Consider the following 13859-nt stretch of genomic DNA (forward strand, 5'->3'; position numbering starts at 1 on the left):
ATCCTTAGCCTCAGGCCATCCAAATCAGGGGAGAGCCGGTACACCGGCGAGCGGGTCATCGGTACTAGCTTTCAAGGTCGATAGCTTTGAAAGTGTTCTGGGGGGTAAACAGCAACTGGGCTTTCAGTTGCATGCCAGCACTTGACTGACTGATCCGACGCCGGCTCCACGTATCGAGCGAGGTGACGTCATGAGTATTTTTAGCCACTTCCAACAACGCTTCGAATCCACACGCCAGGAAGAGTTTTCGCTGCAGGAATACCTGGAACTGTGCAAAAAGGACCGAAGCGCCTATGCATCCGCTGCCGAGCGCTTGCTATTGGCCATCGGCGAGCCCGAGCTGCTGGACACCTCGACCAACTCGAGGCTGTCGCGAATCTTCTCCAACAAGGTAATCCGGCGCTATCCGGCCTTTGAAGACTTCCATGGCATGGAAGAATGCATCGACCAGATCGTCTCCTATTTCCGCCACGCTGCTCAGGGCCTGGAAGAGAAGAAACAGATCCTCTATCTCCTGGGTCCGGTGGGCGGTGGTAAATCGTCCCTGGCCGAGAAGCTCAAGCAACTGATCGAAAAAGTGCCCTTCTACGCCATCAAGGGCTCCCCGGTCTTCGAATCGCCGCTGGGCCTGTTCAATGCCACGGAAGATGGCGCCATTCTCGAAGAAGACTTCGGCATCCCGCGGCGCTACCTCAACACCATCATGTCGCCATGGGCCACCAAGCGCCTGGCGGAGTTCGGCGGTGACATCAGCCAGTTCCGGGTGGTGAAACTGTACCCGTCGATTCTCAACCAGATCGCCGTGGCCAAGACCGAGCCCGGGGACGAGAACAACCAGGACATCTCGGCCCTGGTGGGCAAGGTGGATATCCGCAAACTGGAAGAATTCCCGCAGAACGACGCCGACGCCTACAGCTACTCCGGGGCACTGTGCCGGGCCAACCAGGGCCTGATGGAGTTCGTCGAAATGTTCAAGGCACCGATCAAGGTGCTGCACCCATTGCTCACCGCCACCCAGGAAGGCAACTACAACAGCACCGAAGGGCTGGGGGCGATCCCCTTCACCGGCATCCTGCTGGCCCACTCCAACGAATCGGAGTGGCACACCTTCCGCAACAACAAGAACAACGAAGCCTTCATTGACCGTATCTACATCGTCAAGGTGCCTTACTGCCTGCGTGTCAGCGATGAGGTGAAGATCTACGACAAGCTGCTGTTCAACAGCTCGCTGGCCAAGGCCCATTGCGCCCCCGACACCCTGAAGATGCTGGCACAGTTCACTGTGCTGTCGCGCCTCAAGGAGCCGGAAAACTCCAATATCTACTCGAAGATGCGCGTCTATGACGGCGAGAACCTGAAAGACACCGATCCCAAGGCCAAGTCGATCCAGGAGTACCGCGACAGTGCCGGCGTCGATGAAGGCATGAATGGCCTATCGACCCGCTTTGCCTTCAAGATCCTGTCAAAAGTCTTCAACTTCGATCCCCATGAAGTGGCGGCCAACCCGGTGCACCTGCTGTATGTGCTGGAGCAGCAGATCGAGCAGGAGCAGTTCCAGGCAGAAACCCGCGAGCGCTACCTGCGCTTCCTCAAGGAGTACCTGGCACCGCGCTACATCGAGTTCATCGGTAAGGAGATCCAGACTGCCTACCTCGAGTCCTACAGCGAGTACGGCCAGAATATCTTCGACCGTTACGTGCTCTACGCGGACTTCTGGATTCAGGATCAGGAATACCGCGACCCGGAAACCGGCGAAATCCTCAATCGCGTTGCCCTCAACGAAGAGCTGGAGAAGATCGAAAAGCCTGCGGGCATCAGCAACCCGAAAGACTTCCGCAACGAAATCGTCAACTTCGTCCTGCGGGCACGAGCCAACAACAATGGCAAGAACCCCACCTGGCTCAGCTACGAGAAGCTGCGGGTGGTCATCGAGAAGAAAATGTTCTCCAACACCGAGGATCTGCTGCCGGTCATCAGCTTCAACGCCAAGGCCAGCAAGGAGGATCAGCAGAAACACAACGACTTCGTCACACGAATGGTCGAGCGCGGCTACACCGACAAACAGGTACGGCTGCTGTCCGAATGGTATCTGCGGGTCAGAAAATCGCAGTAAAGCAGCTGCAAGCTTCTAGCCACAAGCTGCAAGCGCGGTGCCGTAGAGCCCTCACAGGCTCTGCTGCAGCGTGACTTACGGCTTGAGGCTTATGTCTTGAAGCTCCCCGGAGGGGCCCATGAGCTATGTGATCGACCGACGTCTCAATGGCAAGAACAAGAGCACGGTGAACCGCCAGCGGTTTCTGCGGCGCTACCGTGACCACATCAAAAAGGCCGTCGAAGAGGCCGTCAGCCGCCGCTCCATCACCGATATGGAGCATGGCGAACAAATCAGTATTCCCGGACGGGACATCGACGAACCGGTGCTGCACCACGGCCGTGGCGGCAAACAGACCGTGGTCCATCCCGGCAACAAGGAATTCACAGCAGGCGAACATATCGCCAGGCCTCAAGGCGGCGGTGGAGGCGGTGCTGGCCGCGGCAAGGCAGGCAATTCCGGCGAAGGCATGGATGAGTTTGTCTTCCAGATTACCCAGGAAGAGTTCCTCGAGTTCATGTTCGAGGATTTGGAGCTGCCCAACCTGGTCAAACGCAACCTGACCGGGACAGACACCTTCAAGACCGTGCGTGCCGGGATCAGCAACGAAGGCAACCCATCGCGGATCAACATCATCCGCACCTTGCGCTCGGCCCACGCCCGACGCATTGCCTTGTCCGGCAGCAGCCGGGCCAAGCTGCGGGAGGCCAAGGAGGATCTTGAGCGACTGAAGCGGGAAGAACCGGACAACTTCGGCGATATCCAGGAACTGGAAGCTGAAATCGAACGCCTGAGTGCGCGGATTCACCGCGTGCCCTTTCTCGACACCTTCGACCTCAAATACAACCTGCTGGTGAAACAGCCCAACCCCAGCTCCAAGGCGGTGATGTTCTGCCTGATGGACGTATCCGGCTCCATGACCCAGGCGACCAAGGACATCGCCAAACGCTTCTTCATCCTTTTGTACCTGTTCCTCAAGCGCAACTACGACAAGATCGACGTCGTCTTCATCCGCCACCACACCAGCGCCCGGGAAGTGGATGAGGAAGAGTTCTTCTATTCCAGGGAAACCGGCGGGACCATTGTCTCCAGCGCGCTGAAGCTGATGCAGGAAATCATGGCCGAGCGCTACCCGAGCAACGAATGGAACATCTATGCCGCACAAGCCTCCGACGGCGACAACTGGAACGATGACTCGCCCATCTGCCGCGATATCCTGATCAACCAGATCATGCCTTTCGTGCAGTACTACACCTACGTGGAGATCACTCCACGTGAGCACCAGGCCCTGTGGTTCGAGTACGAACGTATCGCCGAGGCCTTCTCCGACACGTTCGCCCAGCAACAATTGGTTTCGGCCGGCGATATCTATCCGGTCTTCCGTGAACTCTTCCAGCGCAGGTTAGTGACATGACCGCCAGAGAGCAGAAGCGCCAACCCATCTCAACGGGCTCGGAATGGACCTTCGAGCTGATCCAGGCCTACGACCGCGAAATCAGCCGTATTGCGGCTCGCTATGCTCTGGATACCTATCCCAACCAGATCGAGGTGATCACCGCCGAGCAGATGATGGATGCCTACGCCTCGGTGGGCATGCCTTTGGGTTATCACCATTGGTCATACGGCAAGCACTTTCTCAGTACCGAAAAGTCCTACAGCCGTGGTCAGATGGGACTGGCCTACGAGATCGTGATCAATTCAGACCCTTGCATCGCCTATCTGATGGAGGAGAACACCATCTGCATGCAGGCCCTGGTGGTGGCCCACGCCTGCTACGGCCACAACAGCTTCTTCAAGGGCAACTACCTGTTCCGCACCTGGACCGATGCCAGCTCGATCATCGATTATCTGGTGTTCGCCAAGCAGTACATCATGCAATGCGAGGAACGCCATGGCATCGATGCCGTGGAGGATCTGCTGGATTCCTGCCATGCCCTGATGAACTACGGCGTCGATCGCTACAAGCGGCCTTACCCGATCTCCGCCGAGGAAGAACGGCGTCGGCAGAAGGATCGGGAAGAGCACCTGCAGAAACAGATCAACGACCTGTGGCGCACGATTCCCAAAGGCGCGGACAAATACAGCGACAAGGACAACGCGCGATTCCCCGCCGAGCCTCAGGAAAACATCCTGTATTTCATCGAAAAACATGCGCCGTTGCTGGAGCCCTGGCAGCGAGAAATTGTCCGCATCGTGCGCAAGATCGCCCAGTACTTCTACCCGCAGCGCCAGACCCAGGTGATGAACGAAGGCTGGGCCACCTTCTGGCATTACACCCTGATGAATGACCTGTATGACGAAGGCCTGGTCACCGACGGCTTCATGATGGAATTCCTCGCCTCCCACACCAGCGTGGTTTATCAGCCGGGATTCGACAGCCCTTATTACAACGGCATCAACCCCTACGCTCTGGGTTTTGCCATGTACCGGGACATCCGCCGCATGTGCGAAGACCCCACCGAAGAAGATCGCCGCTGGTTCCCGGAACTGGCCGGCACCGACTGGCTGTCGAGCATCAAGTTCGCCATGAGCAGCTTCAAGGATGAGAGCTTCATCCTGCAGTATCTGTCGCCCAAGGTGATCCGCGACCTCAAGCTGTTCAGCATCATGGATGACGACCAGAAGGATGACCTGCTGGTACCAGCAATCCATGATGAAAGCGGCTATCGAATCATTCGGGAAACCCTGGCCGCGCAATACAACCTGGGCAACCGAGAACCCAACGTGCAGATCTGGAGCATCGACCGTCGTGGCGACCGCTCACTGACCCTGCGCCATCAGCAACACGATCGCAAACCCTTGGGGGATTCCACCGAGGAGGTGCTCAAGCACCTGCACCGCCTCTGGGGCTTCGATATTCACTTGGAAACCCTGCAGGGCGATCAGGTGATAAAAACCCTTCACGTACCGCCGAGAAGCGATCACAACGAAAACGACTACGGACGACTGGACCTGGCAGTCATACACCTCTGAGCCCAAGAACGAGCCTCCGTTAGCGCGGCACAAGGGTTATCCTGTCGCGCTAACGGAGGTTTTTTATGCGGATTTATAAAGTCGGCGGTGCTGTACGCGATCGCCTGCTGGGCAGACCAGTCACCGACGTCGACTGGGTCGTGGTGGGCGCCAATGCGCAAGACATGATCACCAGGGGCTTTCGCCCGGTGGGCGCCGATTTTCCAGTGTTTTTGCACCCCAAGAGCGGCGAGGAATATGCCCTCGCTCGAACCGAGCGCAAGAGTGGACGGGGTTACGGCGGTTTTACTTTCCATGCCAGCCCGGAAGTCACCCTGGAAGAGGACCTGATTCGCCGCGACCTGACGATCAACGCCATGGCCGAAGATGATCAGGGTCTTGTGACTGATCCTTACAACGGTCAAAAGGATCTGGAAAACCGGCTGTTGCGCCATGTTTCACCGGCATTCGCCGAAGATCCCCTGCGAGTTCTGCGAGTGGCACGCTTTGCCGCGCGCTACGCCGACCTGGGCTTCAGCGTGGCCCCTGAGACACTTGAATTGATGCGCCAACTCAGCGAGTCAGGCGAGCTTCAAGCCCTGACGGCGGAACGCAGCTGGAAGGAGATGTCTCGCGCCCTGATGGAGGATCAGCCTCAGGTCTTTATCCAGGTATTGCGTGACTGCGGCGCCCTGGCCGTATTGATACCTGAGGTCGACGCACTATTCGGCGTTCCCCAGCCACCGACCCATCATCCGGAAATAGACACCGGCCTGCATACCCTGAGCGTGTTGCAGCAAGCAGCGCTGCACCAGCAGCCCCTCTCGGTACGTTGGGCCTGCCTGCTCCACGACCTGGGCAAAGGCGTGACACCCGAGGAGGAGTGGCCACGCCACATTGGTCACGAGCACAAGGGACTTGAACTGATCAAGGCCGTCAATGAGCGCTTCAAGGCCCCACGGGAATGCCAGGAGCTGGCGCTGTTGGTGGGGCAGTATCACACCCACGCCCACAAGGCCCAGGAACTGAAGGCTTCGACACTGCTTGAGCTGCTGCAAAGCTTCGACGTCTTCCGCCGTCCGCAGCGCTTTGAAGAGTTCATTGCTGCTTGCGAAATGGACGCCCGTGGTCGCCTGGGGCTGGAGTCACGACCTTACCCCCAAGCAGATTACCTGCACGGCGCCGCCAACGCGGCGCGCTCAGTGGCGGTTCAACCTTTACTGGAGCAGGGCTTCAAAGGCCCGGAACTGGGTGAGGCGCTGAGGCTGGAGCGACTGAAGGCAATCAAGACCTACAAGGAACAGCACGCATCCTGAGAAACTGCTGACAAGGCTCCAGCCTTGTCAGCACAAGGAGAGCCCGAGGAGTTACAGGCCCGGAGGCGTCAGTTGCCTGCCCTGCCATTCGAAGGCCACAGGCGCTAGAACCTGATCGATCTGCGCCTCATCCCAAAGCATCCCCAGGCTCTTGCCGGCCAATGGGTGTAGCCGCTCCGGCGCCATCAGCGACAACGGCCAAAGCACAAAGGCATTCTTCAGGATTTCCGCACGGGGCAGGATCAAGCCATCGAAATTGCCAGTCAGGTCGCCGTACAGCAGCACATCGATATCCAGTGGCAAACCTTTGCGGTCCGGGGCATAACGACCGTTGTCCGCCTCGATGAACTTCAAACGCCGGTCCAGTTCAGTCAACGGCAAGTCGGTGTAACCCGACACCACCAGATTGAAGAACGGACCGCTCTTGATTCCCACCGGCTGGCTTTCAAACACTGCCGAGCAACGCATATCCACCAGGAAACCGGCCAAGGCATCGAGCCCGGCCCGCAGATGAGCTTCACGCTCGATATTGCTACCAAGCCCCAGAAACACCTGAGTCAGAGACATCCGCGCTCGATCTCCACACCCACGCCAGTGGCGGCCGGAACAGCGCCTGGCTTGGTCAGCTTCAAATGCAGCCAAGGAATGTGAAACTCGCTCATCAACACTTCGGCAAGACGCTCGGCAAAGGTTTCCACCAACTGGTACTGGGCCTGCTCGGCAAACGCCTGGATCCGCGCGGAAACACTGGCATAATCCAACGCCAGCGTCAGATCGTCCCCAGCAGCAGCCGGGCGATTATCCCAAGCAAAGCTCAGATCAAGACGCAGACACTGTCGGATGCCACGCTCCCAGTCGTAGGCTCCAATCACGGTGTCCACTTCCAGTCCTTCGATAAACACTCTGTCCAAGCACTCTTCTCCGCAGCACGACAAGGGCGCAATGCGCCGTTAGAATCAGGGCATCCTCGCCCGGAATAGTTAGCATGTTTTGGTTACTGGCGATTCTCGCCTACCTGCTTGGCTCTCTGTCCTTCGCCATTTTGCTCAGCCGCCTCACGGGCAACCCCGACCCGCGAATGAGTGGTTCGGGCAATGCCGGTGCCACCAACATGCTGCGCCTGGCCGGCAAAAAACTCGCTGTCCTAACCCTGCTGGGGGATCTGTGCAAAGGCCTGGTGCCTGTGCTGATCGCCCACCTTGCGGGGCTTTCGTTGCAGCAACAGGCGTGGATCGGACTCTACGCCGTAATCGGCCACCTGTTCCCACTGTACTTCCGCTTTCGCGGCGGCAAAGGCGTCGCCACTGCTGCCGGCATGTTGCTGGGGCTCTATCCCCCGGCGGCGCTCCTGGCCATCGCCGCCTGGGCGCTGACCTTCTACCTGACCCGCACCAGCTCACTGGCCGCCTTGATCGCCACACCCCTGACCCTGCCGCTACTGGCCTGGCAGGAACCTGAGGCACTACTACCGATGAGCGTACTCACGCTACTGATCGTTTGGCGCCATCGCGGCAATCTACGCGACCTGTTTGCCGGGCGCGAACGGCATTTTTGAATCCGACAGATGAAAAGACTTCAGCTTGCGCGCCTCTCTCAGAGTGCTGACAGCTGCTCCATCGGCCAGCGTGCCTGCACACTGATCGCCAGGCTTTCCTGCTGTCCGGCCTGCAAACGCTGACAGCCGGCATAGGCGATCATCGCGCCGTTGTCGGTGCAGAACTCGGGACGAGCGTAGAACACATTGCCGTTCATCTCGGCGAGCATGTTTTCCAGGGAGGCTCGCAGGGCCTTGTTGGCACTCACACCCCCGGCAATGACCACACGCTTGAGGCCTGTCTGCTTCAAGGCGCGCTTGCACTTGATGGTCAAAGTTTCCACCACCGCTTGCTGGAAGGCGAGAGAGATGTCGCAACGGGTTTGCTCACCGTCGTCTCCAGCACTGACGCACTGCTGCCAGGTGTTCAGGGCGAAGGTCTTCAAGCCGCTGAAGCTGAAGTCCAGGCCCGGACGATCGGTCATTGGCCGCGGGAAGACAAAACGCCCTGGGACGCCCTGTGTTGCCAGGCGGGCGATCTCGGGGCCGCCTGGATAATTCAGGCCAATCATTTTCGCGGTCTTGTCGAACGCTTCGCCTGCCGCATCGTCCAGGGTCTCGCCCAACAGCTGGTATTGGCCGATGCCATCAACCCGGACCAACTGGGTGTGGCCGCCCGACACCAACAAAGCGACGAACGGAAATTCCGGCGGATGCTCCTCGAGCATCGGCGCCAGCAGGTGACCTTCCATGTGATGCACGCCCAGGGCCGGAATCCCCCAGGCAAATGCCAGCGCCTGGGCGCAGGAGGCACCTACCAACAAGGCACCCACCAGACCGGGACCCGCAGTGTAGGCAATGGCATCGATCTCGGTGGAGACACAGTCAGCTTGCGCCAGGACCTGGCGAATCAGGGGCAGCATACGCTTGACGTGGTCACGAGAGGCCAGTTCCGGCACCACGCCACCGTAGACGCGATGCAGGTCGATCTGACTGAACAGCGCGTCGGCCAGCAGGCCACGCTCACTGTCGTAAAGCGCGACGCCGGTTTCGTCGCAGGAGGTTTCTAATCCCAGTACTAGCATGGGTTTGCGCCTTGTAGAGGCTGAATTCGAAGGCGCGCATAATAGTCGCCACTCCCGCGCCCGGCCAGCGGTTTTCGATCAGAGGCTTTGCATTCCGAGCGTTGAGGGGTTAACATCCGCAACCCTTAAAAACCGACGACCTCAGCCGCGATTTTTGCGACGAGAACGTTGACCCCGGTAATGAATGAAGGTAGCTCTGGATGCCAGCCGTCAAAGTTAAAGAGAACGAACCCTTCGACGTAGCTCTGCGTCGTTTCAAGCGCTCCTGCGAAAAAGCCGGTGTTCTGGCTGAAGTTCGTAGCCGCGAATTTTACGAGAAGCCGACTTCCGAGCGTAAGCGCAAAGCAGCTGCTGCTGTTAAGCGTCACGCCAAGAAAGTTCAGCGCGAACAGCGCCGCGCCGTACGTCTGTACTAATACACAGACGTTCGCTGCAAGCTTCTGCCAAGCCCGGCCCTCAGCCGGGCTAATGGCATTTGCGGAATACGCTTGATGCTTCACCGTCAAAGCCGCCCATGCGACCCAGACGAATCTGCTTCACCACGTCAGACCTGGCTTCTTGCCAGCGGTGCACGTCTTTTCTGACGAGCCTTCCAAGGCTACTGACGAGCACACCCTTACTGATTCCTGCAGACGATCAGCCCAAGGCGCCCTTCTCCAGCGCCCGCTTGATGAGCTATCCGAGGCCCTCCAACGGCCACTGTCGGACTCAGCGCACTGCCTCAAATAGTCGAATACTGATTGCAATTAACGTCAGTGGACGTTCGGCAGATACACTTCCCGACTGCGATCAAGCCGAAAACCAGGTCGAGCCGCGCCCCCCCTTCAGGCACCGCCTCACCTGATCTTTCGACAGCGTCGCCAGGGCTATTTTTCCCCGCAGTGATGACGAGAACGCAATGGCCGGGCTTATTCCCCAGAGCTTTATTGACGACCTTCTGAACCGCACCGACATCGTCGATGTAGTCAGCTCGCGCCTGCAGATCAAGAAAGCCGGCAAGAACTACACAGCCTGTTGCCCATTCCACAAGGAAAAGACCCCCTCCTTCAGCGTCAGCCCCGACAAGCAGTTCTATTACTGCTTCGGTTGCGGCGCAGGCGGCAATGCCCTCGGCTTCATCATGGACCACGACAATCTGGACTTTCCCCAGGCCGTCGAGGAACTGGCGAAAGCTGCCGGCATGGAGATCCCCCGCGAGGAAAGCAATCGTGGCCAGCGCAAACCCCGACAACCCACAGACTCACCGCTGTACCCGCTGCTCAGCGCCGCTGCCGACTACTATCGCCAGGCACTGAAAAGCCACCCGGCACGCAAGGCAGCAGTCGACTACCTCAAGGGGCGCGGCCTCACCGGCGAAATTGCCCGGGACTTCGGCCTGGGCTTTGCGCCGCCCGGCTGGGACAACCTGTTCAAGCACCTGAGCAGCGACACTCTGCAGCAGAAGGCCATGATCGATGCCGGGCTGCTGATTGAGAACGCCGAGACCGGCAAACGCTATGACCGCTTTCGCGATCGCGTGATGTTCCCGATCCGCGATACCCGCGGCCGGATCATTGCCTTCGGCGGCCGGGTTCTGGGGGACGACAAACCCAAATACCTGAACTCTCCGGAAACTCCGGTATTCCACAAGGGCCAAGAGCTTTACGGTCTGTTCGAAGCTCGCAAGAACAACCGCAACCTCGACGAGATCATCGTCGTTGAAGGCTATATGGACGTGATCGCCCTGGCCCAGCAGGGCCTGCGCAATGCCGTCGCGACTCTGGGCACCGCCACCAGCGAGGAACACCTCAAGCGCCTGTTCCGCATTGTGCCCAACGTATTGTTCTGCTTTGACGGCGACCAAGCCGGACGCAAAGCTGCCTGGCGCGCCCTCGAGGCCACCCTGCCCTGCCTGCAGGACGGGCGCCGTGCGCGCTTCCTGTTCCTGCCGGAAGGGGAAGACCCGGATACCCTGGTCCGCTCCGAAGGCACAGACGCCTTCCGCGCCCGCATCAACCAGCACGCCCAGCCGTTAGCGGACTATTTCTTTCAGCAACTGATCGACGAGGCCGACCCACGCTCACTGGAAGGCAAGGCTCATCTGGCGACCCTGGCAGCACCGCTGATCGAGAAAATCCCAGGGGCCAACCTGCGCACCCTGATGCGCCAGCGCCTGACCGAAATCACCGGCCTGACCAATGAAACGGTGAATCAACTAGCCCACAGCGCCCCAGCGGAAGCCCCCCCAATCTATGACGCCGGCATCGACTACGACGCCATGCCGGATTATGCCGACTACCACGAGCCCCATCAGGAAGCGTACGCCCCTCAACAAGAGTGGACGCCGAAGAAAAGCGGCGGTGGCAAGAAATGGGAAAACAAGCCCTGGGACAAGAACGGCAAAGGCAAGCGCCAGGGCGATCGCGACCAGCCTCGCGGCCCTCGCATCCCGGCGGCGGTGGAGCCTCCTACGCTTGCAGCCTTGCGCACCCTGCTGCATCACCCGCAACTGGCAGAAAAAGTTGAAGATGCCGGACATTTTGCCGATGACGACAACACCAACACTCAGTTGCTGGTGGCCCTGATCGAAGCCGTACAGAAAAATCCTAAGCTACGCTCTATTCATCAGCTGATGGCGCGCTGGCACGGCACTCAACAGGGGCACCTGCTTACCGCACTGGCAGAAAAAGAGTGGTTGATCGACGGAGATAACCTTGAACAACAGTTTTTCGACACCATTAATAGCTTGTCCGCCCGCCAACGCGAGCGTGTTTTAGAACAACTTCTCAGGAAATCGCGCCAAAGCGAGCTCAGCAGCGAAGAGAAAATACAGCTGGTTGAGCTTCTAAAACGCAATGTTCCCGCATCAAACCCGACCTCAACTGGCGCGTGAGGTCATAGCTCGGGTATAATCCTCGGCTTGTTTTTTGCCCGCCAAGACCTTCAGTGGATAGGGTGTTATGTCCGGAAAAGCGCAACAGCAGTCTCGCCTCAAAGAGTTGATCAGCCGTGGACGTGAGCAGGGTTACCTGACTTACGCGGAGGTCAACGACCACCTGCCGGAGGATATTTCAGATCCGGAACAGGTGGAAGACATCATCCGCATGATCAACGACATGGGGATCAACGTATTCGAGAGTGCTCCGGATGCGGATGCCCTTTTGTTGGCCGAAGCCGACACCGACGAAGCAGCAGCTGAAGAAGCCGCCGCAGCGTTGGCGGCTGTGGAAACCGACATTGGTCGCACTACCGACCCAGTGCGCATGTACATGCGCGAAATGGGTACGGTAGAGCTGCTCACACGTGAAGGCGAAATCGAAATCGCCAAACGTATCGAAGAGGGCATCCGTGAAGTGATGGGCGCAATCGCGCACTTCCCTGGCACGGTTGATCACATCCTCTCCGAATACACTCGCGTCACCACCGAAGGTGGCCGCCTGTCTGACGTTCTCAGCGGGTACATCGACCCGGATGACGGTATTACGCCGCCTGCCGCCGAAGTACCGCCTCCTGTCGACACCAAAACCGCGAAAGCGGATGACGACAGCGATGACGAAGAAGCTGAAGCAACCGAAGACGAAGAAGAAGCCGAAAGCGGTCCGGATCCGGTCGTCGCTGCACAGCGCTTTGGCGCCGTCGCCGATCAGATGGAGATCACCCGCAAGGCGCTGAAGAAGCACGGCCGCGAGAACAAGCAAGCCATCGCCGAGATGTTGGCCCTGGCCGAACTGTTCATGCCGATCAAGCTGGTTCCGAAGCAATTCGAAGGCCTGGTTGAACGTGTACGCAGCGCCCTGGATCGTCTGCGTCAGCAAGAACGCGCCATCATGCAACTCTGCGTGCGTGATGCCCGTATGCCGCGTGCCGACTTCCTGCGCCAGTTCCCGGGCAACGAAGTGGATGAAAGCTGGACCGACGCCCTGGCCAAAGGCAAGAGCAAGTACGCCGAAGCCATTGCCCGTCTGCAGCCGGATATCATCCGTTGCCAGCAGAAGCTGACCGCGCTTGAAGTTGAAACCGGCTTGAAGATTGCCGAGATCAAGGACATCAACCGTCGCATGTCGATCGGTGAGGCCAAGGCCCGCCGCGCGAAGAAAGAGATGGTTGAAGCCAACTTGCGTCTGGTGATCTCCATCGCCAAGAAGTACACCAACCGTGGCCTGCAGTTCCTCGACCTGATCCAGGAAGGCAACATCGGCTTGATGAAAGCGGTAGACAAGTTCGAATACCGTCGCGGCTACAAGTTCTCGACCTATGCCACCTGGTGGATCCGTCAGGCGATCACTCGCTCGATTGCCGACCAGGCCCGCACCATTCGTATTCCGGTGCACATGATCGAGACGATCAACAAGCTCAACCGCATTTCCCGGCAGATGCTGCAGGAAATGGGTCGTGAACCGACCCCGGAAGAGCTGGGCGAACGCATGGAAATGCCTGAGGACAAGATCCGCAAGGTATTGAAGATCGCTAAAGAGCCGATCTCCATGGAAACCCCGATCGGTGATGACGAAGACTCCCATCTGGGCGACTTCATCGAAGACTCGACCATGCAGTCGCCAATCGATGTAGCCACCGTTGAGAGCCTGAAAGAAGCGACTCGCGAAGTACTCTCCGGCCTCACTGCCCGTGAAGCCAAGGTCCTGCGCATGCGCTTCGGCATCGACATGAATACCGACCACACCCTTGAGGAGGTTGGTAAACAGTTCGACGTGACCCGTGAACGGATTCGTCAGATCGAAGCCAAGGCGCTGCGCAAGCTGCGCCACCCGACGCGAAGCGAGCATCTGCGCTCCTTCCTCGACGAGTAAGCCCAAAACCCCCAGCCCAGCTGGGGGTTTTGCTTTTTGCAGATCCTCCCTCCCCCACCCCCATAGCCCGTCTACACTCGAAACATTCCCCGT

11 protein-coding genes are annotated in these 13859 nt (G+C 58.8%); 8 read left to right on the top strand and 3 right to left on the bottom strand.

Annotated features, from left to right (window positions below; all coding sequences use genetic code 11):
- The first annotated feature begins 190 nt into the window (after positions 1–190).
- From PFZ56_RS02715 to PFZ56_RS02730, 4 genes are all read left to right on the top strand, one after another.
- On the top strand, positions 191–2113 hold the full coding sequence (locus PFZ56_RS02715) for a PrkA family serine protein kinase (RefSeq protein WP_016967942.1): 1923 nt from the start codon (positions 191–193) through the stop codon (positions 2111–2113).
- A gap of 118 nt (positions 2114–2231) precedes the next feature.
- Complete coding sequence (locus PFZ56_RS02720; RefSeq protein WP_102861925.1) at positions 2232–3506, top strand: YeaH/YhbH family protein; 1275 nt, start codon at positions 2232–2234, stop codon at positions 3504–3506.
- A complete protein-coding gene (locus PFZ56_RS02725; RefSeq protein ID WP_102861926.1) occupies positions 3503–5065 on the top strand; it encodes a SpoVR family protein in 1563 nt (520 codons plus the stop codon). Before PFZ56_RS02720 ends, PFZ56_RS02725 begins: the two co-directional genes overlap by 4 nt.
- Positions 5066–5130: 65 nt before the next feature.
- Complete coding sequence (locus tag PFZ56_RS02730) at positions 5131–6360, top strand: multifunctional CCA addition/repair protein (protein ID WP_170002863.1); 1230 nt, start codon at positions 5131–5133, stop codon at positions 6358–6360.
- Between the two features lie 51 nt (positions 6361–6411).
- Here PFZ56_RS02730 and folK read toward each other — a convergent pair whose 3' ends face one another.
- On the bottom strand, positions 6412–6927 hold the full coding sequence (gene folK, locus PFZ56_RS02735) for a 2-amino-4-hydroxy-6-hydroxymethyldihydropteridine diphosphokinase (RefSeq protein WP_102861928.1): 516 nt from the start codon (positions 6925–6927) through the stop codon (positions 6412–6414).
- Complete coding sequence (gene folB, locus PFZ56_RS02740; protein ID WP_102861929.1) at positions 6918–7271, bottom strand: dihydroneopterin aldolase; 354 nt, start codon at positions 7269–7271, stop codon at positions 6918–6920. Before folB ends, folK begins: the two co-directional genes overlap by 10 nt.
- Positions 7272–7345: 74 nt before the next feature.
- On the opposite strand from folB, the gene plsY reads away from it, so the two are divergent.
- A complete protein-coding gene (gene plsY, locus PFZ56_RS02745; protein WP_102861930.1) occupies positions 7346–7915 on the top strand; it encodes a glycerol-3-phosphate 1-O-acyltransferase PlsY in 570 nt (189 codons plus the stop codon).
- Positions 7916–7953: 38 nt separating this feature from the next.
- On the opposite strand, the gene tsaD is transcribed toward plsY, so the two are convergent.
- Entirely contained in the window at positions 7954–8979 is a 1026-nt protein-coding gene (gene tsaD / locus PFZ56_RS02750; protein WP_102861931.1) for a tRNA (adenosine(37)-N6)-threonylcarbamoyltransferase complex transferase subunit TsaD, read from the bottom strand.
- 200 nt (positions 8980–9179) lie between these two features.
- Here tsaD and rpsU point away from each other — a divergent pair, with 200 nt between their 5' ends.
- From rpsU to rpoD, 3 genes are all read left to right on the top strand, one after another.
- A complete protein-coding gene (rpsU, locus tag PFZ56_RS02755) occupies positions 9180–9395 on the top strand; it encodes a 30S ribosomal protein S21 (RefSeq protein WP_002551877.1) in 216 nt (71 codons plus the stop codon).
- A 482-nt stretch (positions 9396–9877) separates the two neighbouring features.
- Complete coding sequence (gene dnaG, locus PFZ56_RS02760; protein ID WP_110594482.1) at positions 9878–11851, top strand: DNA primase; 1974 nt, start codon at positions 9878–9880, stop codon at positions 11849–11851.
- A 67-nt stretch (positions 11852–11918) separates the two neighbouring features.
- Positions 11919–13766: an RNA polymerase sigma factor RpoD gene (gene rpoD / locus PFZ56_RS02765; protein ID WP_102861933.1), complete on the top strand. Its 1848-nt coding sequence runs from the start codon at positions 11919–11921 to the stop codon at positions 13764–13766.
- Positions 13767–13859: the final 93 nt, after the last annotated feature.

The organism is Pseudomonas danubii, from assembly GCF_042980055.1.
Lineage (GTDB): Bacteria > Pseudomonadota > Gammaproteobacteria > Pseudomonadales > Pseudomonadaceae > Aquipseudomonas > Aquipseudomonas danubii.